Origin of the sequence: Metapseudomonas cellulosilytica, assembly GCF_049334135.1 — a bacterium.
Taxonomy (GTDB): Bacteria; Pseudomonadota; Gammaproteobacteria; order Pseudomonadales; family Pseudomonadaceae; genus Metapseudomonas.
Window position 1 is genome coordinate 300,194 of the sequence record NZ_JBHZGN010000003.1, and the last position, 21,498, is coordinate 321,691.

Annotated in this window: 21 protein-coding genes; 11 read left to right on the forward strand and 10 right to left on the reverse strand. The window is 65.7% G+C overall.

What is annotated here, in order from left to right:
- Window position 1: 1 nt before the first annotated feature.
- The 4 genes from livG to ACFW0H_RS05635 all read right to left on the reverse strand — a co-directional run bounded on the left by livG (window position 2) and on the right by ACFW0H_RS05635 (window position 4,170).
- Window positions 2-769 carry a high-affinity branched-chain amino acid ABC transporter ATP-binding protein LivG gene (gene livG, locus ACFW0H_RS05620; RefSeq protein WP_422912912.1) on the reverse strand — a complete coding sequence of 256 codons (768 nt, stop codon included), beginning with the start codon at window positions 767-769 and terminating at the stop codon, window positions 2-4.
- Window positions 766-2,022, reverse strand: a complete 1,257-nt coding sequence (locus ACFW0H_RS05625; protein WP_422912913.1) for a high-affinity branched-chain amino acid ABC transporter permease LivM — start codon at window positions 2,020-2,022, stop codon at window positions 766-768. Before ACFW0H_RS05625 ends, livG begins: the two co-directional genes overlap by 4 nt.
- Complete coding sequence (gene livH / locus ACFW0H_RS05630) at window positions 2,019-2,933, reverse strand: high-affinity branched-chain amino acid ABC transporter permease LivH (protein ID WP_422912914.1); 915 nt, start codon at window positions 2,931-2,933, stop codon at window positions 2,019-2,021. The genes ACFW0H_RS05625 and livH overlap by 4 nt, the downstream gene beginning before the upstream one ends.
- A 115-nt stretch (window positions 2,934-3,048) precedes the next feature.
- Window positions 3,049-4,170, reverse strand: coding sequence for a branched-chain amino acid ABC transporter substrate-binding protein (locus ACFW0H_RS05635; protein ID WP_422912915.1), 1,122 nt, complete (start codon window positions 4,168-4,170; stop codon window positions 3,049-3,051).
- 303 nt (window positions 4,171-4,473) lie between these two features.
- On the opposite strand from ACFW0H_RS05635, the gene ACFW0H_RS05640 reads away from it, so the two are divergent.
- Together ACFW0H_RS05640 and ACFW0H_RS05645 are read left to right on the forward strand one after the other, a co-directional pair.
- Window positions 4,474-4,791, forward strand: a complete 318-nt coding sequence (locus ACFW0H_RS05640; protein ID WP_422912916.1) for a DUF2288 domain-containing protein — start codon at window positions 4,474-4,476, stop codon at window positions 4,789-4,791.
- 147 nt (window positions 4,792-4,938) lie between these two features.
- On the forward strand, window positions 4,939-5,304 hold the full coding sequence (locus ACFW0H_RS05645; protein ID WP_422912917.1) for a DUF5064 family protein: 366 nt from the start codon (window positions 4,939-4,941) through the stop codon (window positions 5,302-5,304).
- A gap of 202 nt (window positions 5,305-5,506) precedes the next feature.
- Here the strand turns inward: ACFW0H_RS05645 and phnE are convergent, their stop codons facing one another.
- The 4 genes from phnE to ACFW0H_RS05665 are packed head-to-tail and all read right to left on the reverse strand — an operon-like array spanning window position 5,507 to window position 8,743.
- Window positions 5,507-6,271, reverse strand: coding sequence for a phosphonate ABC transporter, permease protein PhnE (gene phnE, locus ACFW0H_RS05650; RefSeq protein ID WP_422912918.1), 765 nt, complete (start codon window positions 6,269-6,271; stop codon window positions 5,507-5,509).
- The gene (locus ACFW0H_RS05655; RefSeq protein ID WP_422912919.1) at window positions 6,268-7,095 is read right to left on the reverse strand and encodes a PhnE/PtxC family ABC transporter permease; all 828 of its coding nucleotides are present in this window, start codon (window positions 7,093-7,095) and stop codon (window positions 6,268-6,270) included. The genes phnE and ACFW0H_RS05655 overlap by 4 nt, the downstream gene beginning before the upstream one ends.
- Complete coding sequence (locus ACFW0H_RS05660; RefSeq protein ID WP_422912920.1) at window positions 7,089-7,895, reverse strand: phosphonate ABC transporter ATP-binding protein; 807 nt, start codon at window positions 7,893-7,895, stop codon at window positions 7,089-7,091. The genes ACFW0H_RS05655 and ACFW0H_RS05660 overlap by 7 nt, the downstream gene beginning before the upstream one ends.
- On the reverse strand, window positions 7,892-8,743 hold the full coding sequence (locus tag ACFW0H_RS05665; protein WP_422912921.1) for a putative selenate ABC transporter substrate-binding protein: 852 nt from the start codon (window positions 8,741-8,743) through the stop codon (window positions 7,892-7,894). Before ACFW0H_RS05665 ends, ACFW0H_RS05660 begins: the two co-directional genes overlap by 4 nt.
- A gap of 125 nt (window positions 8,744-8,868) precedes the next feature.
- Between ACFW0H_RS05665 and ACFW0H_RS05670 the strand changes: the two genes are divergently transcribed.
- From ACFW0H_RS05670 to mnmH, 4 genes are all read left to right on the forward strand, one after another.
- Window positions 8,869-9,756 carry an NAD(P)-dependent oxidoreductase gene (locus ACFW0H_RS05670; RefSeq protein WP_422912922.1) on the forward strand — a complete coding sequence of 296 codons (888 nt, stop codon included), beginning with the start codon at window positions 8,869-8,871 and terminating at the stop codon, window positions 9,754-9,756.
- A complete protein-coding gene (locus ACFW0H_RS05675) occupies window positions 9,756-10,541 on the forward strand; it encodes a hydroxypyruvate isomerase family protein (RefSeq protein ID WP_422912923.1) in 786 nt (261 codons plus the stop codon). The genes ACFW0H_RS05670 and ACFW0H_RS05675 overlap by 1 nt, the downstream gene beginning before the upstream one ends.
- Before the next feature lie 149 nt (window positions 10,542-10,690).
- The gene (gene selD, locus ACFW0H_RS05680) at window positions 10,691-11,725 is read left to right on the forward strand and encodes a selenide, water dikinase SelD (RefSeq protein ID WP_422912924.1); all 1,035 of its coding nucleotides are present in this window, start codon (window positions 10,691-10,693) and stop codon (window positions 11,723-11,725) included.
- On the forward strand, window positions 11,725-12,816 hold the full coding sequence (gene mnmH, locus ACFW0H_RS05685; protein WP_422912925.1) for a tRNA 2-selenouridine(34) synthase MnmH: 1,092 nt from the start codon (window positions 11,725-11,727) through the stop codon (window positions 12,814-12,816). The genes selD and mnmH overlap by 1 nt, the downstream gene beginning before the upstream one ends.
- Window positions 12,817-12,914: 98 nt before the next feature.
- On the opposite strand, the gene ACFW0H_RS05690 is transcribed toward mnmH, so the two are convergent.
- Entirely contained in the window at window positions 12,915-15,116 is a 2,202-nt protein-coding gene (locus ACFW0H_RS05690; RefSeq protein WP_422912926.1) for a putative bifunctional diguanylate cyclase/phosphodiesterase, read from the reverse strand.
- Between the two features lie 282 nt (window positions 15,117-15,398).
- Between ACFW0H_RS05690 and ACFW0H_RS05695 the strand changes: the two genes are divergently transcribed.
- Window positions 15,399-16,724 (forward strand): spinster family MFS transporter, encoded by a 1,326-nt coding sequence (locus tag ACFW0H_RS05695; protein ID WP_422912927.1) that lies wholly within the window; start codon window positions 15,399-15,401, stop codon window positions 16,722-16,724.
- 185 nt (window positions 16,725-16,909) lie between these two features.
- On the opposite strand, the gene rapA is transcribed toward ACFW0H_RS05695, so the two are convergent.
- The gene (rapA, locus tag ACFW0H_RS05700) at window positions 16,910-19,759 is read right to left on the reverse strand and encodes an RNA polymerase-associated protein RapA (RefSeq protein WP_422912928.1); all 2,850 of its coding nucleotides are present in this window, start codon (window positions 19,757-19,759) and stop codon (window positions 16,910-16,912) included.
- 155 nt (window positions 19,760-19,914) lie between these two features.
- On the opposite strand from rapA, the gene ACFW0H_RS05705 reads away from it, so the two are divergent.
- The 4 genes from ACFW0H_RS05705 to ccoM all read left to right on the forward strand — a co-directional run bounded on the left by ACFW0H_RS05705 (window position 19,915) and on the right by ccoM (window position 21,439).
- Window positions 19,915-20,211: an aspartate-semialdehyde dehydrogenase gene (locus ACFW0H_RS05705; protein WP_422912929.1), complete on the forward strand. Its 297-nt coding sequence runs from the start codon at window positions 19,915-19,917 to the stop codon at window positions 20,209-20,211.
- A gap of 42 nt (window positions 20,212-20,253) precedes the next feature.
- The gene (locus ACFW0H_RS05710) at window positions 20,254-20,847 is read left to right on the forward strand and encodes an alpha-ketoglutarate-dependent dioxygenase AlkB family protein (protein ID WP_422912930.1); all 594 of its coding nucleotides are present in this window, start codon (window positions 20,254-20,256) and stop codon (window positions 20,845-20,847) included.
- The gene (locus ACFW0H_RS05715; RefSeq protein WP_422912931.1) at window positions 20,847-21,005 is read left to right on the forward strand and encodes a hypothetical protein; all 159 of its coding nucleotides are present in this window, start codon (window positions 20,847-20,849) and stop codon (window positions 21,003-21,005) included. Before ACFW0H_RS05710 ends, ACFW0H_RS05715 begins: the two co-directional genes overlap by 1 nt.
- 317 nt (window positions 21,006-21,322) lie before the next feature.
- The gene (ccoM, locus tag ACFW0H_RS05720; RefSeq protein ID WP_280359762.1) at window positions 21,323-21,439 is read left to right on the forward strand and encodes a cytochrome c oxidase subunit CcoM; all 117 of its coding nucleotides are present in this window, start codon (window positions 21,323-21,325) and stop codon (window positions 21,437-21,439) included.
- Window positions 21,440-21,498 lie beyond the last annotated feature (59 nt).

The window sequence follows — 21,498 nt, forward strand, 5'->3', positions numbered from 1 at the left end:
CTCAGGCCTCCCCCAGATAGGCTTTGATCACGTCGGGGTTGCTGCGGATCTGCTCCGGCGTGCCGTCGGCCAGGGGGGTGCCCTGGTTGATCACATAGATGTGGTCGGAAATGCTCATCACCAGCTTCATGTCGTGCTCGATCAGCAGCACAGTCACGTTGTGCTCATTGCGCAGCATGGCGATCAGTGCCTTGAGGTCCTCGGTCTCGCGCGGGTTGAGGCCCGCGGCCGGCTCGTCGAGCATGAGAATGCGCGGGCGTGTCATCATGCAGCGGGCGATTTCCAGGCGGCGCTGCTGGCCGTAGGCGAGGGTGCCGGCCGGCCGGTTGGCGACGTCGGTGAGGTTCACCTTCTCCAGCCACTGGGCGGCGTAGTCCATGGCCTCGCGCTCGCTCTTGCGAAAGCCCGGGGTCTTCAGGAGGCCGGCGAGGAAGTTGGTGTTGAGGTGGCGGTGCTGGGCGACCAGCAAGTTCTCCACCGCCGTCATTTCCTTGAACAGGCGGACGTTCTGGAAGGTCCGCACCACGCCCTTGCGGGCGATCTTGTGGCCCGGCAGGGCCTCGATCTGCTCGCCATCCAGGCGGATGCTGCCGGAGGTCGGCTGGTAGAAGCCGGTCAGGCAGTTGAACACGGTGGTCTTGCCGGCGCCGTTCGGGCCGATCATGGACACCACTTGCTTTTCCTGAACGGTCAGGCCCACCCCGTTGACGGCCAGCAGGCCGCCGAAGCGCATGGTGAGACCGCTTACTTCGAGAATCGGGCGGCTCATTGTTTCAGCTCCAGGTGGGGACGTTGCATCGGCATCAGGCCCTGCGGACGCCAGATCATCATCAGCACCATCAGGGCGCCGAACATCAGCATGCGGTACTCGCTGAACTCACGCATGAGTTCGGGGAGCAGGATCATCACCACGGCTGCGAGGATCACACCCAACTGGGAACCCAGGCCGCCCAGCACGACGATGGCGAGGATGGTCGCCGACTCGATGAAGGTGAAGGACTCGGGGGTCACCAGGCCCTGGCGCGCGGCGAAGAAGCTGCCGGCAAAACCCGCGAAGCAGGCGCCCAGGGTGAAGGCGGAGAGTTTGATGAGGGTTGGGTTCAGGCCCAGGGCGCGGCAGGCGATCTCGTCTTCGCGCAGGGCTTCCCAGGCGCGGCCGAGCGGCATGCGCAGCAGGCGGTTGATCACGAACAGCGCGAACAGGGCCAGCAGCAGGGCGACCAGGTAGAGGAAGACCACCTTGTTCACCGAGTTGTAGGCGAAGCCGAAATACTCGTGGAAGGTCTGCATGCCCTCTTCGGCGCGGCGCTCGAAGGTCAGGCCGAACAGGGTCGGCTTGTCGATGTTGCTGATGCCGTTGGGGCCACCGGTGAGCCAGGTCAGGTTACGCAGCAGGATGCGGATGATCTCGCCGAAGCCCAGGGTCACGATGGCCAGGTAGTCACCGCGCAGGCGCAGCACCGGGAAGCCGAGGATGAAGCCGAAGAAGGCCGCCATCATGCCGGCGATCGGCAGGCACACCCAGAAGCCCAGGCCGTAGTAGTGCGAGAGCAGGGCATAGCTGTAGGCGCCGACGGCGTAGAAGCCGACGTAACCCAGGTCCAGCAGGCCCGCCAGGCCGACCACGATGTTCAGGCCCAGGCCCAGCAGCACGTAGATCAGGATCAGCGTGGCGATGTCCACCGCGCCGCGCGAACCGAAGAAGGGCCAGACCAGGCCGATCACGATCAGGCCGAGCACCGCCCAGCGCTGGGTGGAGGGCAGGGTGAGGAAGTGGCTGGTCTTCTTCGACAGGTGCGGCACCTTGGGCGCGCCGGCCCAGATGCCGCTGACCTGGTCACGGAACAGCTGCCAGACGAACATCAGCAGGGCGCCGCCGGCGATGGCGAGCAGGGTGGGGGTTTCGGCGCCGTAGACCACCAGGCCGACGCCGACCACGCTGAGTTTCAGGCCGAGCACCGGATAGGCGACGGCCAGCACCAGAAGGGCGCTGAAGAACGCCGTTTTGAGTCGAGTATTCATACCTTCTCCACCTCCGGACGGCCAAGGATGCCGGTCGGCCGGAACAACAGGACCAGAACCAGCAGGCTGAAGGCCACGACGTCCTTGTACTGGTCGCCGAAGATATCGGCACCAAAGGCTTCGGCCACGCCCAGCACCAGGCCACCGAGCATGGCGCCCGGAATGCTGCCGATGCCGCCGAGTACCGCTGCGGTGAAGGCCTTGATACCGGCGAGGAAGCCGATATGCGGGTTGATCACGCCGTATTGCATGCCCAGCAGCACCGCGGCCACGGCGGCCAGGGTGGCGCCGATGACGAAGGTCAGGGCGATGATGTTGTTGGTGTTGATGCCCAGCAGGTTGGCCATCCTGATGTCTTCGGCGCAGGCGCGGCAGGCACGGCCCAGGCGCGAGCGGGAGATGAACAGGGTGAGGCCGTACATGACCAGGAAGGTGACGACGAAGATCAGGATCTGCATATAGGAGATCACGACGCCGTTGTCACCGATGATGAAGTTGCCAGGGATCAGGTTGGGGATGGCCTTGTCCTTGGAATCCTGGGTCAGCAGTACTTCGTTCTGGAGGAAGATCGACATGCCGATCGCGGAGATCAGCGGGATCAGGCGGTTGCTGCCGCGAAGGGGGCGGTAGGCGACCCGTTCGATGCTGTAACCGTAAGCGCTTGCAACGATGATGCTCGCGGCGAAGGCCGCGACGATGACGATCGGAAGGCTGTCCAGACCGAGCATGGTAAGCCCGGCAATCACGAGAAAGGCTACGTACGAGCCGATCATGTAAACCTCGCCGTGGGCGAAGTTGATCATGCCGATGATGCCGTAGACCATGGTGTAGCCGATGGCGATCAGGGCATAAGTGCTGCCAACGGTGAGCCCGTTAACCAGCTGTTGCAGATAGTGGTAGAGATCAGGCATTCCCTAACTCCTCGGGCATCACGTAAAGCGGCGCTTGTGGCGCGGCGGAGCCCGTAAAACACGGATAAACAAAGCCCACTGCCATAGCAGTGGGCTTTGCGTTCAGGCGGGAAGCTTACTTAGCTTCGGTCTTGGTGCCGTCCTTGTGCCACTCGTACACCACGAAGCTGAAGTCCTTCAGATCGCCCTTCTGATCGAAGGCCAGGGTACCGGTCGGGGTTTCGAACGAGTTGGCGCGCAGGGCAGCCGCGACCTTGGAGGTGTCGTCGTCGCCGGCTTTCTTGATGCCTTCGGCGATGACCTGCACAGCGGCGTAGGCCGGGAACACGAACGGACCGCTCGGGTCTTCGTTCTTGGCCTTGAAGGCGTCTACCAGGGCCTGGTTCTTCGGATCCTGGTCGAAGGACTTCGGCAGGGTTACCAGCAGGCCTTCGGAGGCCGGGCCGGCGATGGCGGAGAGTTCCTTGTTGCCCACGCCTTCCGGACCCATGAAGCGGACTTTCAGGCCTTTCTCAGCCGACTGGCGCAGCAGCAGGCCGAGTTCCGGGTGGTAGCCGCCGTAGTAGACGAAGTCCACGCCCGCCTGCTTGATCTTGGCGACGATGGTGGAGAAGTCCTTGTCGCCGGCGTTGATGCCTTCGAACAGCGGCACCTTGACGCCCTTGGCTTCCAGGGTCTGCTTCACGGCGGTGGCGATGCCTTCGCCGTACTGCTGCTTGTCGTGGATGACGGCAACGGCCTTGGGCTTGATGTGGTCAGCGATGAAGTTGCCGGCGGTCGGGCCTTGCAGGCTGTCCAGGCCGATGGTGCGGAACACCAGCTGGTAGCCGCGGGAGGTGATGTCCGGGCTGGTGGAAGCCGCGGTGATCATCAGGATGCCTTCGTCTTCATAGATGTCGGACGCGGGCTGGGTGGAGCTGGAGCAGAGGTGGCCAACCACGTAGTGAATACCGTCGTTGACGATCTTGTTGGCTACGGCAACGGCCTGTTTCGGGTCGCATGCGTCGTCGTAGACCACGCCTTCGAGCTGAGAGCCGTTCACCCCGCCGGCCTTGTTGATCTGCTCGATTGCCATCTTGGCGCCAATGAATTGCATCTCGCCGTACTGGGCAACCGCACCGGTCACCGGGCCGGCCAGGGCGATCTTGATGGTATCGGCTGCTACGGAGTAGCTAGCGACACCGGCCAGAGCCATGGCGGCGAACAGTTTGGAAATCTGCTTGGTAGCCTTGTTCATAGTGCTCCACTCTTGTGTTTTTCATTGTTGTTGTCCTGTTTGCCGAAGCTACGGGACAGGGAATTGCACCCCGCCAAAACCCCCCGGCAACTGTACCGGAACAGTGTAGATTGCCGGTTTACGGCTTGAAAAGTCGGGTTTTGATATCGGAATGATCTTGTGTCGCTAAATCGAAACAAACGTACAGAAATACGGCGTGTCTCGAGCGAGGTCGGAATCGTCAGGCTGGACTTGTCTGAATGTTGACCGGCGCTATCATTGCGCCCCCCAATCCATCTGTAACCAACCAACTCAAAGCAAGCCATGAACGATAACGCTAGCACCCTTTATGCCAAGCTGCTCGGCGAAACCGCCGCCATTTCCTGGGAAGAGCTGCAGCCCTTCTTCGCCCGTGGCGCGCTGCTCTGGGTGGACGGGGCGGAAGACCTGGTAGGCGTGGCCCTGGCGGTCGCGGAGGACGACAAGGCGCAGATCGCGGCCCTGCTCTCGGCCGGCAAGTTGCGCAAGGTCGAGGAGAGCCTCGCCCAGGACCTGCTGGCCCGCGATCCGAAGCTCTGGGCGGTGGTGGTAGCGCCCTGGGTGCTGATCCAGGAGCGCGAAGAGGCACCGGCGCGACATTGACGAGGCACGTTCCAGAGCGTCCGGGAACTGATCGAGGAACGTGCCGCCGGCCCCACATCGCACTGATCTGGGACAGGGGCAAAGCTGGTGGAGCGAGCTAGACTGAATCCACCTTCCCCACTTTGATCATCAGCAGGGAGCATCATCATGTTCGAACCAGGCCATGTACACCGGGCCAGCGTGCCCGGTTTCCCGGGACAGCAGTTTTCCATCGACCTCTATTACGAAGCGCGTCCGAATGCCAAGGAGGGCACCATGCTGCACTTCCGCATGGTGGGCGACATCGAGGGCAAGCATTTCGAGGAAGAGTTCGAGCTGCACCGCGACACGGCGTACAACTTCGCCGCCGTGGTTTCCAAGGTTGCCGTGAAGAACGGGCTCAATCCCAATCAGACCCTGATCATGCGCAATCACAAGGAATACGATCTGATCTTCGAGGACATCCGCAAGGTGCTCGGTGCCAAGCCGGGTGAAGCAGTGAACCTCGACCATCTGGAGAAGGACGGTCTCTGATCCTCGTCTTTCGGTGGAAATCGCTTCGCGGTTTCCACCCTACGCCAGGCCTGCGGCCTGTATTCGCGAATGAATTCGCTAGCGGTTGGGCAAGGCGCTGAATGTAGGGTGTGCCGCGCGCACCAGCCGTTTCGACTGGATGAAATCCGGCCCGGGCCCCAGCTTCTCGGTGCGCATGGCGCACCCTACCGTTGAGTTCGCTCTACGCGCTGACCCAGCGCTGGCGCATCCAGCCGCTCAGGGCGTCCACGCCCAATACCAGGATCAGCATGGCGAGGATCACGCTGGCCGCCTGGGCTTCCTGGAACAGCGACAGGCTCATGTAGAGCATCTGCCCGAGGCCGCCGGCACCGACGAAGCCGAGCACGCTGGCCATGCGGATGTTGTTCTCCCAGCGGTAGAGCATGTAGGCCACCAGCTGCGGCCAGACGCTGGGCAATGTGCCGTAGCAGAAGGCGGCAACGCGTCCGCCGCCGTTCAGGCGGATGGACTCGGCCGGTTCCGGCGGGGTGTTTTCCAGGGCTTCGGCGAACAGGCGGCCCAGCACGCCAGCGGTGTGCAGCGCCAGGGCCAGGGTGCCGGCGTTCGGGCCGAGGCCGGCGGCCAGCACCATCAGGGCGGCCCAGACCAGTTCCGGCACCGCGCGCAGGGCGTTCAGCAGCAGCCGCGCGCCACCTTGGGCGAGGCGGCCGAAGCGGCCGGCGGCGGGCAGGGCGAAGAGCAGGCCGAGCAGGGCCGCCAGCAGGGTGCCGAGGGCCGACATGGCGAGGGTTTCCACGGCACCCCGGCCGATGGCCGCCAGATGCGGGGTGGACAGATCAGGTTGGAGGAAACGCGCCGCGTACTTGCCCATCTGCTGCAGCGCGTCGCCGCCGAACAGGGCGCCCAGGTCGATGCCCAGCCAGATGAAGGACGCGCCAACCGCCGCCAGCAGGGTGAGGATCACGAGGAGGTTGCCCGGCCTCATGCAAACCTCCCGCGCAGGAAGCGGCTGAGCTGGTCGGCCAGCAGTACCAGGGCGAGGAAGGTCAGCAGCATGCTGGCCACTTCGCCGCCGGCGAACATGCGCATGGACAGGTCCATCTGCTGGCCCAGGCCACCGGCGCCGACGAAGCCCATCACCACCGAGGCGCGCACCGCGCATTCCCAGCGGTAGACGCTGTAGGAGATCACTTCCGCCGCAGCAACGGGCAGCACGCCATAGGCGAAGGCCGCCAGGCGCGGGCTGCCGGAGGCGAGCAGGGCGCGGGCAGGGCGCGGGTCGACCGATTCGAAGACTTCCGCATAGACCTTGCCGAGCATTCCGCTGTAGGTGATGGCGATGGCCAGTACCCCGGCGGTGGGGCCCAGGCCCACGGCACGGACGAAGAGCAGGGCCCAGACGATTTCCGGCACGCTGCGCAGGAAGATCAGCAATCCGCGCACCGGCCAGCGCAAGGCCAGGGCCCACCATGCCGGGCGGCCGCCACGGGGCAGGGCGGAAAGCGACAGCGCACGACTGGCCCAGAGCGAGGCGGGCAGGGCGATCAGCAGCGCCAGGCTCATGCCGGCGGTGGCGATGGCCAGGGTCTCGAGGGTGGCGCGGCCTAATAGAAGAAGGAATTCCTCACCATGCTCGGGCGGCCAGAAGGCTTCGAGGAACTGGCCCATGGTGCGGGCATTGCCCTCATCCAGCAGCACCGCCGGGTTCAGCTCGCTCAACTTGAGGCCCGGCCAGAGTACAGCCAGGGCCAGGACAGTGAGGAGCAGGCGGGGCAGGGCCGCGGGATCGCGGGGGGCGGTTTTCAGCATCGCGGGATATGCAGCGCGGGCGCCGCTACGGGCGGCGAGTAGGGCAGACTGCCGTGCAGTTGTTCGTTGGCGTAGAGGGCGTCGAGATCGGCCTGGCTCACCGCTTCGCGGGGCCGGTCGAAGGCGATGCGGCCGTCGCGCACGCCGACGATGCGCGGGAAGTGCGCCAGGGCCAGCTCCACCGCGTGCAGGCTGGCCAGCAGCGTGACGCCGCGACGGCTGGCCTCGGCGCAGAGCACGCCGAGGGTATGGTCGGCCAGCACCGGGTCCATGGCGGAGACGGGCTCGTCGGCGAGGATCAGTTCGGGCGCCTGGTAGAGCACGCGGGCGATGCCGACGCGCTGCAGCTGGCCGCCGGACAGCTGGTCGCAGCGCTCGAAGAGCTTGTCGGCGAGGTCCAGCCGGGCCAGGGCCGCGGCCGCGCCGGCGCTGTCCAGCGGGTGCAGCAGGTTGAGCAGCCCCTTGGCCAGTGGCCACTGGCCCAGCTTGCCGGCCAGCACGGCTGTGACCACCCGCTGGCGCGGCGGCAACGGCGGGGCCTGGTGGATAAGGCCGATACGTGCGCGCAAGCGCTGGCGGGCGCCGCTGGACAGCGACCAGGGAGCCGCGCCGAGCAGTTCGAGCTGCCCGGCGGCGGGTTTCAGGCTGGTGGCCAAGAGGCGCAGCAGGCTGGTCTTGCCGGCGCCGGAGGGGCCGATGATGGCCACCCGCTCGCCATTGCCGACCTTGAGCTCGATGCCGTTGAGCGCGCTCTGGCCATTGGCGTGGATCAGGTCCACGCCATGCAGCGACAGGCTCACTTCAACAGGCCGGCCGAGCGTGCGGCTTCCTCGATGCCGGCGTAGTTCTCCGGCTTGGTCGGGATGAAGCGGCTGGCGGCCTGCAGGTCGAGGATCGCCTTGTGCTCCGGGTTGGCCGGGTCAAGGGCGAGGAAGGCCCGCTTGATCTTCTCCGCCAGGGCCGGGTCCAGGGTCCCGCGCACGGTCCAGTTGTAGTCGTAGTAGGTCGGGGTGGTGGCGAAGACCTTGACCTTGCTGGTGTCGACCTTGCCGGCGTCCACCAGCTTCTGCCAGACGCTGGCGTTGAGCACGCCGCCGTCGACCTTGCCGGCCTGCACCCAGGCCACGGTGGCGTCGTGGGCGCCGGAGTAGGCGACGCGGGAGAAGAACTGCTCGGGCACGATGCCGTCCTTCTGCATGAAGTAGCGCGGCATCAGGCTGCCGGAGGTGGACGACACCGAACCGAAGGCGAAGGTCTTGCCCTTGAGGTCCTGCAGGGACTTCACCGCAGGGTCGGCGCTGATGAACTTGCTGGTGAACTTCTCGTCCTGTTCACGCTGCACCAGGGGAATCGCGTTGCCGGTCTTCAGGCGGGTCTGGACGAAGGTGAAGCCGCCGAGCCAGGCCATGTCCAGGCGGTCGGCCGCCAGGGATTCGACCACCGCGGCGTAATCGGCCACGGGCACGAACTCGACTTTCATGCCCAGCTCTTTTTCGAGGTAGGCGCCGAGGGGCTTGAACTTGCGCAGCAGTTCGGTGGGGGCTTCGTCGGGAATGGCCGAGACCTTGAGGACTTCGGCGGCCTGGGAAACAACGGCGGAAACGGACAGCGCGAGGCCGGCCACGAGGGCGAGAGAGCGTTTGAACATGGGATTCTCCGGTTCAATAGCGGAAAAGGCAGGCGGATTATAGTGATCGGGCCGTTACTTGGTAGCTTCACGTGGCGGATCAGGCAGTTAAGATGTGCGTTTCGCCAATTGCCCGGAGTTCTGGCATGACCGATTCCCTGCCCTCTATAGCCTTCGCCGGCATCGGCCTGATGGGCCTGCCCATGACCCGCCGCCTGCTGGCCGCCGGCTTTCCGCTGACCGTGTGGAACCGCTCCCCGGAGAAGTGCGCGCCCCTGCTGGAGCAGGGCGCACGCCGGGTGAAGACGCCGGCCGAACTGTGCGCCGAGGCGGACATCGTCATGCTCTGCCTGGCCGATACCCGCGTGGTGCGCAAGGTGGTGTTCGGCGAGGGCGGCATAGTCGAGGGTGCGAAGCCCGGCCAGTTGCTGGTGGACTTCTCCAGCCTGGAACCGGCCGCCACCCGCGAGATGGCCGCGGAGCTGGAAGCACGCACCGGCATGCGCTGGATGGACGCGCCGGTGTCCGGCGGCACCCTCGGCGCCGAAGCGGGCACCCTGGCGATCATGGCCGGCGGTCATGAGGACGACGTGGAGCGGGCCCGGCCGATTCTCGCCCATCTGGGCCAACGCCTGACCCGCATGGGCGGGGTGGGCGCCGGCCAGGTGACCAAGGTGTGCAACCAGATGATCGTCGCCTGCAATGCCCTGGTGATCGCCGAAGTGGTGGCCCTGGCGGAGAAGGCCGGGGTGGACGCCAGCCTGATCGCTCCGGCCCTGGCCGGCGGCTTCGCCGACTCCAAGCCGCTGCAGATCCTCGGCCCACAGATGGCCGAGAGCCGTTTCGAACCCATCAAATGGCATGTGCGCACCCTGCTCAAGGACCTGGACACCGCTGTGCGCCTGTCCCGCGAGCATGATTCCGCCACACCGCTCAGCGCCCTGGCGGCGCAACTGATGCGTTTGCACGGTAGCCAGGGCAACCTGGAGCGTGATCCGGCTACGCTGGTGGAAATGTACCGGGAGAATCACTGATGAAGATCGCCGCCAACCTGTCTCTGCTGTTCACCGACCGCCCGCTGATCGAGCGGGTCATCGCCGCCCGTGTCGCCGGCTTCGACGGTGTGGAAGTGCAGTTTCCCTATGAGTTGCCGGCGATCCGCATGAAGGAAGTGCTGGAGGCCGCCGGCCTGCCGCTGATCCTGTTCAACCTTCCGGCTGGCGACCTGATGGAAGGCGGCCCGGGGCTTGCCGCGGTGCCGGAGCGCCAGGAGCAGTTCGACGATGCCCTGGAGCAGGCGCTCGCCTATGCCGCCATGACCCGGCCGCGCTTCGTCAACGTACTGGCCGGACGCAAGGCCGAAGGCGTCAGCCGCGAGCGTGCCCTGGCCTGTCTGGCGGCCAACCTGCGCAAGACTGCCGAGGCCTTCGCCGTGCTGCGCATCGGCGTGGTCTGCGAGGCGATCAACCCGCTGGACATGCCGGGCTTCCTGATCAACACCCCGGAGCAGCTGGACGAACTGTTGCGCGATGTCGACCATCCCAACCTCAGCGCCCAGTACGACCTTTATCATATGGCCCGCCAGGGCGTGGACGCGGCGGCGGGCATTCGCCTGCTGGCGGGACGCATCGGCCATGTGCAGTTTGCCGATTGCCCCGGGCGCGGCGAACCGGGCACCGGCAGCACCGACTTCGGTCCGGCCCTGCACGCCCTCCAGGAGGACGACTATCCCGGCTGGCTGGGCGCCGAGTACAAGCCCAGTGGTGTGACCGCCGATACCCTCGGCTGGCTGCCGGAGTGGAAGGCCAGGCTGGCCTGAGCCGACGAATATGAACCTTGTAGGGGCGAATTCATTCGCCAAGGGTCGCGTAGCGGCCCCGATGGATTCCCGGGGCAGGCCGCTGGCCTGCTTGGCGAATGAATTCGCCCCTACAGGAAAGCAAATCGCTTCTTTGTAGAGAGAACCCCATGACCGACCCCATCCGCCTCACCCAGTACAGCCACGGCGCTGGCTGTGGCTGCAAGATCTCCCCCAAGGTGCTGGAGGTGATTCTCGCCGGCAGCGGCGCGCAGAACCTCGACCCGAAACTCTGGGTGGGCAACGCCTCCAAGGATGACGCGGCGGTCTACGCCCTGGACGAAGAGCGTGGCGTGGTGTCCACCACCGATTTCTTCATGCCGATCGTCGACGATCCCTATGACTTCGGCCGCATCGCCGCCACCAACGCCATCAGCGACATCTACGCCATGGGGGGCGACCCGCTGATGGCCATCGCCATCCTCGGCTGGCCGGTGAACCTGCTGCCGCCGGAGGTGGCCCGCGAAGTGGTGCGTGGCGGCCGCTCCGTGTGCGACGAGGCGGGCATTCCCCTGGCCGGCGGGCACTCCATCGACGCGCCCGAGCCGATCTTCGGCCTGGCGGTCACCGGCGTGGTCGACAAGCGCAACATGAAGCGCAACGACACCGCCACCGCCGGCTGCAAGCTTTACCTGACCAAGCCGCTGGGCATCGGCATCCTCACCACCGCCGAGAAGAAGGGCATATTGCGTGAGGCCGATGTGGGCCTGGCGCGGGACTGGATGTGCACCCTGAACAAACCCGGCAGCCGCTTTGGCAAGCTGGCGGGGGTCAAGGCCATGACCGACGTAACCGGCTTCGGCCTGCTTGGCCACCTGGTGGAAATGGCCGACGGCAGCGGCCTGACCGCGCATATCGACTACGCCAAGGTGCCCAGCCTGCCGGGTGTGGAGTACTACCTGGAGCAGGGCTGCGTGCCCGGGGGCACCCTGCGCAACTTTGACAGCTACGGCGATCGCCTGGCGCCGCTGGCGGAGGTGCAGCGGCTGCTGCTCTGCGACCCGCAGACCAGCGGTGGCCTGTTGGTGGCGGTGACCCCGGAAGGGGAGGCGGAATTCCTCGCGGTGGCCGAGGAGTTCGACCTGCAACTCGCCCCCATCGGCCAGCTGCACGAGCGACAGAGCCTCGCGGTCGAGGTGTTCTGATGCGCCCGGATACCTCGAATTACCGCGAAATCTTCCTCAACGACCTGCCGATGATGGATGCCCGTGCCCCGGTGGAGTTCGACAAGGGCGCCTTTCCCCATACCGTCAACCTGCCGCTGATGAGCGATATCGAGCGGCAGAAGGTCGGTACCTGCTACAAGCAGCAGGGCCAGCATGCCGCCATCGACCTCGGTCACCAGTTGGTCAGTGGCGCCATCAAGGCGGAACGGATCGAGGCCTGGGCGGCTTTCGCCCGCGCCAACCCCGATGGCTACCTCTACTGCTTCCGTGGCGGCCTGCGTTCGCAACTGGTCCAGCAGTGGCTGAAGCACGAGGCCGGCATCGATTACCCTCGGGTGACAGGCGGCTACAAGGCGATGCGGACCTTCCTCCTGGAAACCACCCAGGACGCCGTGGCCCGGTGTGACTTCGTGCTGGTGGGCGGTCTTACCGGCACCGGCAAGACCGAGGTGATCGCGCAACTGGCCAACAGCCTGGACCTGGAAGGCCATGCCAACCATCGTGGCTCCAGCTTCGGCAAGCGCGCCACGCCGCAGCCGGCGCAGATCGACTTCGAGAACGCGCTTGCCATCGACATCCTGAAAAAGCGCGCCGCCGGCCATCACCAGTTCGTGCTGGAGGACGAGGGCCGTATCGTCGGCAGCTGCTCGGTGCCGCTCGAGCTTTACCACGGCATGCAGGAGTACCCGCTGGTCTGGCTCGATGACAGTTTCGAGGACCGCGTGGAGCGCATCCTGCGCGACTACGTGACCAACCTCTGTGCCGAGTTCATCGCCACCCACGGCGACGAGCATGGCTTCCCGCGCTTCGCCGAGCGCCTGCGCCAGAGCCTGGACAACATCGTCCGGCGCCTGGGCGGCGAGCGCCACCAGCGCATGGCGGAACTGATGGACCAGGCCCTGGCCGAGCAGGAGGCCACCGGCAAGGTGGACCTGCACCGGGGCTGGATCGAAGGGCTGCTGCGCGAGTACTACGACCCGATGTATGCCTACCAGCGGGAGAGCAAGGCATCGCGTATCGAGTTCGCCGGGGAGCAGGCGGCGGTGCTGGAGTATCTGCGGCAGCGGTAGCGGGCGGGGGCAGCTCCCATGCCGCGCTCAACCGCGGAATCAGCCCCTGCTCCTCGCTCAAGCCAGACATCCTGCCCAAGTTCGAATGAATTCATCCCTCAAGCCGGATTCGAGTCCACCGGCCGAAACGGCAGCACATTGCTGCCGCACATCCCATGGGGATGGCGCATGAACTCGGCGATTGCCGCCAGCGGCTGGGGCTTGCTGAGCAGGTAGCCCTGGATGTAGTCGCAATTGTGGCTGCGCAGGAAGTCCAGCTGCTCGCGGGTCTCCACCCCTTCGGCCACGACCTGCAGGTGCAGGGTGTGGGCCATGCCGACGATGGCCTGGACGATTTCCATGTCGGCGTGGCTGCCGGGAATGTCCATGACGAAGGAACGGTCGATCTTCAGGGTGTCCAGGGGCAGGCGCTTCAAGTAGGTCAGGGATGAATAGCCGGTGCCGAAGTCGTCGATGGACACGCTCACCCCCAGGCTGCGGATGCGTTCCAGCAGGCGCAGGGCCTGGTTGACGTTGCTCATCAGGGCATTCTCGGTGACTTCCAGCTCCAGGTATTGCGGGCGCAGGCCGGTCTCGCGCAGCGTGCGCTGCACCTCGTCCGCCAGCTCCTCGCGGCTGAGGTTGAGCGCCGAGCAGTTCACTGCCACGCGCAGGTCGTGGAAGCCCTGGGCGGCAAGAATCACCAGGTCGCGGCAGGCGCGGCGCAGTACCCAGGCATCCAGTTCGGCGATGAAGCCATTGGCCTCGGCGACGCCGATGAAGCCGTCCGGCATCAGCAGGCCCAGTTGCGGGTGCTGCCAGCGCACCAGGGCTTCCAGCTTGGTGACCTGGCCGCGGTGCAGGTCGAGGATGGGCTGGTAGCAGAGGAACAGGCCTTCGTCCCGGATCAGCGCCAGGCGCAATTCTTCCTCCAGTTGCAGCTCGAAGGTGGCCTTGTTCCTCAGGTGGCTGCTGAAGAAATGCAGGTTGTTGCGTCCGCTGCTCTTGGCCTGGTAGAGCGCCAGGTCCGCATGCTTGAGCAGTTCCTCGCAGGTGTCGCCGTCGTCCGGGTAGAGGCTGATGCCGATGCTGGTGGTCATGGTGACGCGGCGACCGGCCAGGGTGATCGGCTCCTTCATGCGCTGCATGATTCGCTGCGAAAGCGTCTTGGCCTCCGTCGGATCACCCAGGCTGGCGAGTACGCAGAACTCATCGCCCCCCAGGCGCGCGATCACATCCTCGCGGCGCAGCACGCTGCGCACCCGTTCGGCGACGACCTTGAGCAGCTCGTCGCCGGCATCGTGGCCGAGGCTGTCGTTGACGCGCTTGAAATGGTCGATGTCGAGGAACATTACCGCCAGTGACTGCTTCAGATGCCGGTGACCCTGCAGCTTCTCGGCGAAGCTTTCGTTGAAGGCGCGGCGGTTGGGCAGGTTGGTGAGGGCATCGTAGTGGGCGACGTTCTGCAGCTTCACCTTCACCTGTTCCAGTTCCCGCAGCAGGTTGTTCACGTGGAGCAGGTCGAGCTCCTTGCGCTGCAGCTTCTTGTCGGCCCAGGCGACGCCCAGGGCGCAGAGCAGCACCATGCCGGCGATCAGCCCGAGGCTGAGGCCAAGCTGCAGGGCGTTGTCAGCGTGATGCAGATGCAGCTCGGTACCGGCGGGTACCGTCAGCTGGAGCGCCAGCATGCCGGTGAAGTGCATGCTGCAGATGGCCCCGCCCATGGCCAGGCTGGCGGGAATCTTCAGCAGATGGTGGCCGTCGCTGCGTTCGCGGAAGAAGGTCGACAGGAGCATGGCCGCCAGGCTGGCGGCAATGGCGACGCCGACCGAAATGGCCACCATGCCCGGATGGTAGTACTGGGTCGCCACGGAACGGATGGCGGCCATGCCGCAGTAGTGCATGAGGGCGATGCCCAGGCCCACGGCCAGGGCCGCCGCCATGTAGTGGCGCGGCTCGAAGCTCTGCCGGCCCAGGGTGTACATCCCCACCAGCGAGGCAGAGACCACGATCAGCAGGGACAGGGCGGTGGTGGGGATGTCGTACTCGATGGAGATTGGCACTTCGAAGGCCAGCATGGCGATGAAATGCATCGCCCAGATGCCGCCGCCCAGACAGCAGGCGCCCAACCAGCACCAGCGTCGTCGGGTTTCCGCCTGCTGGGCATGGGTCACCCGTTCGGCCATGGCGAAGGCGCAGTAGCCGGCTCCCGAGGCGACCAGGAAGGCCAGAAGCACCAGCCAGCTGTTATGGGTACAGGCCAAAAGCACCTGGCCATCTTCGGGAAGCTCAGTACCGAAACGCAGGCCCAGCCAGTCCATAGGGGAGTTCCCATGCAAGGGGTTCGACTTCGGGAAGGAGGTTGCTGGCACAATGCGATCAGTATAGCCGGCCCAGGCTGTACTTCTAGGACGATCGTGCCTGGATGCTGGGCGGTCCGCCGGGAAGGACAGCCGGCATGGGCGGGGGCGGGGCGGTGCAGCATCGGGTTACATAAATGCCACGAATTGTCGCAGACAGTTTCCGGCCGAACGCTCTAGATTGCAGCATCGAGCCCGGCTTGCGGTTACCCGGGCGCCTGACAACAACAACGAGACCGACTCATGCAGCAATCTCCTCAAGCGGCCAATGCCTGGCGCGTGCTCTTCCTGCTGTTCCTGGCCAACCTGTTCAACTTCTTCGACCGGACCATCCCGGCCATCATTATCGAGCCGGTGCGCCACGAATGGAGCCTGAGCGACTTCCAGCTCGGCCTGATCGGTACGGCCTTCACCCTGGTCTATGCCATCGCCGGTGTGCCGCTGGGGCGCATGGCCGACACCGGGGCGCGCAGGAAGATCATGGGCTGGGGCCTGGCGGTGTGGAGCGGACTGACCGCGGTGAACGGCCTGGCCTGGAACTTCTGGAGCTTCCTGCTGGTGCGCATGGGCGTCGGAATCGGCGAAGCCAGCTATGCGCCGGCCGCCAACTCGCTGATCGGTGATCTCTTCCCCGCCCACAAGCGCGCCCGCGCCATGGGCATCTTCATGCTCGGCCTGCCGCTGGGCCTGGTGCTGGCCTTCTTCACCATCGGCGCCATGGTCAAGGCCTTCGACAGCTGGCGCGCGCCCTTCTTCATCGCTGCCGTGCCGGGGGTGATCCTGGCGATCTTCATGTTCTTCATCAAGGAACCGGCCCGCGGCGCCGCCGAATCCGTGCAGGTGGTCGCCAGGCCGCTGGACAAGCCGCTGCGCCGGGTGCTGGCGATCCGCACCTTCTGGTGGCTGACCCTGGCGGGCCTGACCTACAACTTCGCCACCTATGCCACCAACTCCTTCATGGTGCCGATGCTGCAGCGCTACTTCCTGATGCCCCTGGAACAGGCGGCCATCGCCACCGGCATTATCACCGGCCTCACCGGGCTGGTGGGCCTGACCCTGGGCGGCTGGGTGGCCGACAAGGTGCACCAGAGATCCGAGCGCGGCCGGCTGATGCTGGCCGCGTTCAGCATGGCGGTGGCAGCGGCCTGCACCGGCTACGCGTTGCTGGCCGGGCGGATCGAGATCGGTCTGTTCGTCGGCGTGTTCAGCCTGGGCTGGCTGTTCGCCTACAACTTCTACACCTGCGTCTATACCGCCATCCAGGATGTGGTGGAGCCACGCTTGCGGGCCACCGCCATGGCGCTGTTCTTCGCCGGCCTCTACCTGCTGGGCGGCGGCCTCGGCCCGGTGGTGGTGGGGCTGCTGTCGGACCATTTCTCCCAGGCGGCGATGGTCGCGGCAGGCGCCAGCGAAATGAACGAGACCTTCAAGGCAGTGGGGCTGCACAACGCGCTTTACCTGGTGCCGGCGGCGCTGACCCTGACCATGCTGGCGCTGTTCCAGGCTGCGCGCTGCTTCGTGCGCGACGCCAGCAACATGCGCCAGGGGATGGTGGCAGCCGCTGCCTGACCATTCGCCGAATGCAAGAAGGCCGGCAAATGCGGGCCTTGTTGTTTGCGGTGGATGGGGAACCTACCCTCACTTCCAGGCCGTAGGTTGGTGCCGAGCGAAGCGAGGCCCAACGTTCTGGTGGGGACCGCTGCGTTGGGCTTCGCGGGCTCAGCCCAACCTACTTGGCTATGTACCGAATTGCCTTACCCCGCGACCAGCACCCGGATCGATTCCAGCCGCAGCGCCGCCTTGTCCAGCAGTTGCAGGCCTTCGTCACGCTGGTGACGCACGGCTTCCAGCTCGCTGTCGCGCACGTTGGGGTTGGCTGCCTGGAGCGCGGTGAGGCGCGCCAGTTCCTCGTCCAGTTCGGCCTTCAGGCGGCGCTGGGCCTCGGCCACGCGCTCGGCATGGCGCGGGGCGACTTTGGCTTCGGCGGCGTTGATCTGCGCGGCGAGCACGTCGCGTTGGGCCTGGACGAACTTGTTGGCACTGCCGCGGGGCACGCTTTCCAGCTGGTCGTTGAGGGTGTCGAAGGCCACCTTGGGCGCCAGGTCGTTGCCGTTGGCGTCCAGCAGGCTGCGCAGGGCTTTGGGCGGCAGGAAGCGGCTGAGCTGCAGGGCGCGCGGCGCCACCACTTCGCTGACATAGAGCAGCTCGAGCAGGACGGTGCCGGGCTTGAGCGCCTTGTTCTTGATCAGCGCCACGGCGGTATTGCCCATGGAACCGGAGAGCACCAGGTCCATGCCGCCCTGCACCATGGGGTGTTCCCAGGTGAGGAATTGCATGTCCTCGCGGGACAGGGCCTGGTTGCGGTCGTAGGTGACGGTCACACCCTCGTCGTCGCCCAGCGGGAAGCCGGCGTCGAGCATCTTCTCGCCGGGCTTGAGCACCAGGGCGTTCTCGGAGTGGTCCTCACTGTCGATGCCGAAGGCTTCGAACAGCGACTCCATATAAATAGGCAGGGCGAACTGATCGTCCTGCTCGAAGATCTCTTCCACCAGTCGCTCGCCTTCGCCGGCACCGCCGGAGTTGAGTTCAAGCAGGCGGTCGCGGCCATTGTGCATCTCACCTTCCAGGCGCTTGCGTTCGGCCTCGGCTTCGTTCACCAGGGCCTCCCAGGCCTTGTCGTCGCCGTCCTCGAGCATGGGTAGCAGGCGCGGGCCGAACTGGTACTGGAGGGCGTTGCCGGTGGGGCAGGTGGCGAGGAAGGCGTTCAGTGCCTGGTGGTACCACTGGAACAGGCGCTCCTGCGGGCTGGTTTCCAGGTAGGGCACATGCAGCTGGATGGTGTGCTTCTGGCCGATCCGGTCGAGGCGGCCGATGCGCTGCTCCAGCAGGTCCGGGTGGGACGGCAGGTCGAACAGCACCAGGTGGTGGGCGAACTGGAAGTTGCGGCCTTCCGAGCCGATTTCCGAGCAGATCAGCACCTGGGCACCGAACTCCTCATCCGCGAAGTAGGCGGCGGCGCGGTCGCGCTCGAGGATGCTCATGCCTTCGTGGAACACGGTGGCGGGGATGCCGGAGCGCACGCGCAGGGCGTCTTCCAGGTCGAGGGCGGTCTCGGCGTGGGCGCAGATCACCAGCACCTTGAACTTCTTGAGCATCTTCAGGGTGTCGATCAGCCACTCGACGCGCGGGTCGAAGCGCCACCAGCGCTCGGCTTCGTCGCTGCCGTCCTGCTGGTGCTGGAAGCTGACTTCCGGATAGAGGTCCGGATGCTCGCCGATGGGCAGCTCCATGTACTCCACCGGGTTGGGCAGCGGATAGGGGTGCAGCTGGCGCTCAGGGAAACCCTGCACGGCGGCGCGGGTGTTGCGGAACAGCACGCGGCCGGTGCCATGACGGTCCAGCAGTTCGCGCACCAGGCGCGGCGAGGCCTCTTCGTCGCCGGCGGCCAGGGCCTGGAGCAGGCCTTCGCCTTCCTCGCCGAGGAAGCCCTTGATGGTGGCTTCGGCCTTGGCGCTCAGGCGGCCATGTTCGAGCAGTTCCTGCACGGCTTCGGCCACCGGGCGGTAGTTGGCGCTTTCGGCGCGGAAGGCATCCAGGTCGTGGAAACGGCTCGGGTCCAGCAGGCGCAGGCGCGCGAAGTGGCTTTCCTGGCCGAGCTGTTCCGGGGTCGCGGTGAGCAGCAGCACGCCGGGGATGACCTCGGCCAACTGCTCCACCAGGCGGTATTCGGCACTGGGCTGCTCCGGGTGCCAGACCAGGTGGTGGGCTTCGTCCACCACCAAGAGGTCCCAGCCGGCGGCGAAGGCGGCGTCCTGGGCGCGCTCGCTCTCTTTCAGCCATTCCAGGGATACCAGGGCCAACTGGCTGTCCTCGAATGGGTTGCTGGCGTCGCTCTCGGCGAAACGCTCGGCATCGAACAGGGTCACCTGCAGGTTGAAGCGGCGGCGCATTTCCACCAGCCACTGGTGCTGGAGGTTTTCCGGCACCAGGATCAGCACCCGGTTGGCGCGGCCGGATATCAGCTGGCGGTGGATCACCAGACCCGCTTCGATGGTCTTGCCCAGGCCCACTTCGTCGGCCAGCAGGACGCGCGGCGCAACGCGGTCGGCCACTTCACGGGCGATGTGCAGCTGGTGGGCGATGGGCTGGGCGCGGGCGCCGGACAGGCCCCAGAGCGATGATTGCAGCTGGCGCGAGCGGTGCTCCAGGCTGTGGTAGCGCAAGGCGAACCACTTGTGCGGGTCGATCTGCCCGGCGAACAGGCGATCGTTGGCCAGGCGGAATTGGATGAAGTTGTTCAGCTGGGTTTCCGGCAGGATGCGGGGTTCGTTCTGCGCGGTGATGCCGTGGTAGACCAGCAGGCCGTCGATGTCCTCCACTTCCTGGACATTGAGCTTCCAGCCGTCGAAGTGGGTGATCTCATCGCCCGGGGCGAAGCGAACGCGGGTGAGCGGCGCATTGCGCAGCGCGTACTGGCGGGTCTCGCCAGTGGCCGGGTAGAGCACGGTGAGCAGGCGGCCATCCGATGTCAGGATGGTTCCGAGCCCCAGCTCCGCTTCGCTGTCACTGATCCAGCGTTGCCCCGGTTGATACTGCTGCGCCATGCGTGTCTCCCTGTGGTGAAAAAAGCCGGCTATGTTAACGGAACCCAGGGCGCAGGGCGACGCCGACAGCCGGCCATATGTCCGCAAAAGTGTAGCGAGCACCTATAAAGAAGCGCCCGCGACGGCCGACAGACTGACCAAAGGAGGGCCCTCCCATGCTGCCGCCCATTCCCCAGAGCCTGGTCCCGGTCGCCGCCCAGCAGGACGCGGTCAAGCCGCGCCCGGATATCCCGCCGGTCACGCCCCTGCAGGACAGCGCGCGGGAGGGCGCCGTCGACCTGGACAGGCGTCACCCGCAGGAGACCGAGGAGCTGCTCCGTGAAGAGCAGCGGCGGCGCCAGCGGCGAGGCTATACGCCGCAGGAACTGGCGACCGGGGAAGTGGCCGCGGAGGACCAGGCCGAACTCAGCGAGCTGCCGCGGCAGGGGCTGTGGGTGGATGTGGAAGTCTGAGGCGCGCAGAATGGGCCATCTCCTTCCCTGAAGCCGACGCTGGTGGACCTGTTCGACGATATCCCCTTGCAGCTGCCGGACGCCGAATTGCGCTACGAGCCGCACTTCCTTGCCCCCGTGGAGGCCAGCGACTGGCTGGCGCGCCTGGTGGCCGAAACGCCCTGGGAGCAGCCAGAGGTCTATCTGCACGGCCGGTATTATCCGGTGCCGCGGCTGGTGGCCTGGTATGGCGACCCGGAGGCGAGCTACCGCTATTCCGGGCTGACCCATGAACCCTTGCCCTGGACGCCGCTGCTGGCGGAGATTCGCGCGCGAGTGGAAGGTGCGGTGGGGCAGACGCTCAATGGCGTGCTGCTCAACTATTACCGCGACGGCCAGGACTCCATGGGCTGGCACAGCGACGACGAGCCCGAACTGGGCCGTAATCCGCTGGTGGCGTCCCTCAATCTGGGCGGCACCCGCCGCTTCGACCTGCGCCGCAAGGGCGGCAATCGCATCGAGCATTCACTGGAACTGGGCCATGGCGCGCTACTGGTCATGAGCGGGCCGACGCAGCATCATTGGCAGCACCAGGTGGCGAAGACGCGAACCCCTTGCGCCCCCCGGCTCAATCTCACCTTCCGCTGGATCCGCTGATGAGCAATGACGAAAACCTGATCGACTTCGGCGCCGAGCGCGAAAAACGCATCCACGACGTCCACGAAAAACGCCTGAACGACATGCGCAAGGCTTTCGAACAGGCCATGCCCCTGCCCAAGGGCAAGAAGGGCGGCAAGAAACCGAAGAAACGCTGAGCCCTCACTCGGCCTTTCCCGTAGGGTGGACCACGCTTCATCGGTCCACCGTCGGAGTTCATTCAGGCACCGTTGGTGAATCGCAAAGCGCTATCCCCCGACGCCTGCCTGTAGGAGCGAATTCATTCGCGAATGAATTCGCTCCTACAAAGTACCTCTTCCCTGTGCCCCGACCCTCCGAAAATTGACCTGGATCAGTATCCCGCGAGCCTTGCCTCGGGCCGTCTGCAGCTGTTGATCCAGATCAATTTTCCATCCCCGCCTCGGAGGTACCTTGAACCCATCGAAGCAACAACGCCAAACGCAGGAGGCAGATCATGTTCGTCGATACAGTGGTTCTCGCCGGTATAGGCACCGTCGGACTCATGGTCGCCTTCTTCGCAGGCGTCGGTTACTTCATCTGGAAGGACTCGCACAAACGCAAGCCGCGTTGAGTCATCCGGGTTTACAGGCACGCAAGGCACCTCGGGCGACTTCGGTCGCCCATTTTTTT

Excerpts from the sequence above, each read along its gene's own strand:
- livG (WP_422912912.1), bottom strand. The coding sequence starts at position 769 with ATGAGCCGCCCGATTCTCGAAGTAAGCGGTCTCACCATGCGCTTCGGC.
- ACFW0H_RS05625 (WP_422912913.1), bottom strand. The coding sequence starts at position 2,022 with ATGAATACTCGACTCAAAACGGCGTTCTTCAGCGCCCTTCTGGTGCTG.
- livH (WP_422912914.1), bottom strand. The coding sequence starts at position 2,933 with ATGCCTGATCTCTACCACTATCTGCAACAGCTGGTTAACGGGCTCACC.
- ACFW0H_RS05635 (WP_422912915.1), bottom strand. The coding sequence starts at position 4,170 with ATGAACAAGGCTACCAAGCAGATTTCCAAACTGTTCGCCGCCATGGCT.
- ACFW0H_RS05640 (WP_422912916.1), top strand. The coding sequence starts at position 4,474 with ATGAACGATAACGCTAGCACCCTTTATGCCAAGCTGCTCGGCGAAACC.
- ACFW0H_RS05645 (WP_422912917.1), top strand. The coding sequence starts at position 4,939 with ATGTTCGAACCAGGCCATGTACACCGGGCCAGCGTGCCCGGTTTCCCG.
- phnE (WP_422912918.1), bottom strand. The coding sequence starts at position 6,271 with ATGAGGCCGGGCAACCTCCTCGTGATCCTCACCCTGCTGGCGGCGGTT.
- ACFW0H_RS05655 (WP_422912919.1), bottom strand. The coding sequence starts at position 7,095 with ATGCTGAAAACCGCCCCCCGCGATCCCGCGGCCCTGCCCCGCCTGCTC.
- ACFW0H_RS05665 (WP_422912921.1), bottom strand. The coding sequence starts at position 8,743 with ATGTTCAAACGCTCTCTCGCCCTCGTGGCCGGCCTCGCGCTGTCCGTT.
- ACFW0H_RS05670 (WP_422912922.1), top strand. The coding sequence starts at position 8,869 with ATGACCGATTCCCTGCCCTCTATAGCCTTCGCCGGCATCGGCCTGATG.
- ACFW0H_RS05675 (WP_422912923.1), top strand. The coding sequence starts at position 9,756 with ATGAAGATCGCCGCCAACCTGTCTCTGCTGTTCACCGACCGCCCGCTG.
- selD (WP_422912924.1), top strand. The coding sequence starts at position 10,691 with ATGACCGACCCCATCCGCCTCACCCAGTACAGCCACGGCGCTGGCTGT.
- mnmH (WP_422912925.1), top strand. The coding sequence starts at position 11,725 with ATGCGCCCGGATACCTCGAATTACCGCGAAATCTTCCTCAACGACCTG.
- ACFW0H_RS05690 (WP_422912926.1), bottom strand. The coding sequence starts at position 15,116 with ATGGACTGGCTGGGCCTGCGTTTCGGTACTGAGCTTCCCGAAGATGGC.
- ACFW0H_RS05695 (WP_422912927.1), top strand. The coding sequence starts at position 15,399 with ATGCAGCAATCTCCTCAAGCGGCCAATGCCTGGCGCGTGCTCTTCCTG.
- rapA (WP_422912928.1), bottom strand. The coding sequence starts at position 19,759 with ATGGCGCAGCAGTATCAACCGGGGCAACGCTGGATCAGTGACAGCGAA.
- ACFW0H_RS05705 (WP_422912929.1), top strand. The coding sequence starts at position 19,915 with ATGCTGCCGCCCATTCCCCAGAGCCTGGTCCCGGTCGCCGCCCAGCAG.
- ACFW0H_RS05715 (WP_422912931.1), top strand. The coding sequence starts at position 20,847 with ATGAGCAATGACGAAAACCTGATCGACTTCGGCGCCGAGCGCGAAAAA.
- ccoM (WP_280359762.1), top strand. The coding sequence starts at position 21,323 with ATGTTCGTCGATACAGTGGTTCTCGCCGGTATAGGCACCGTCGGACTC.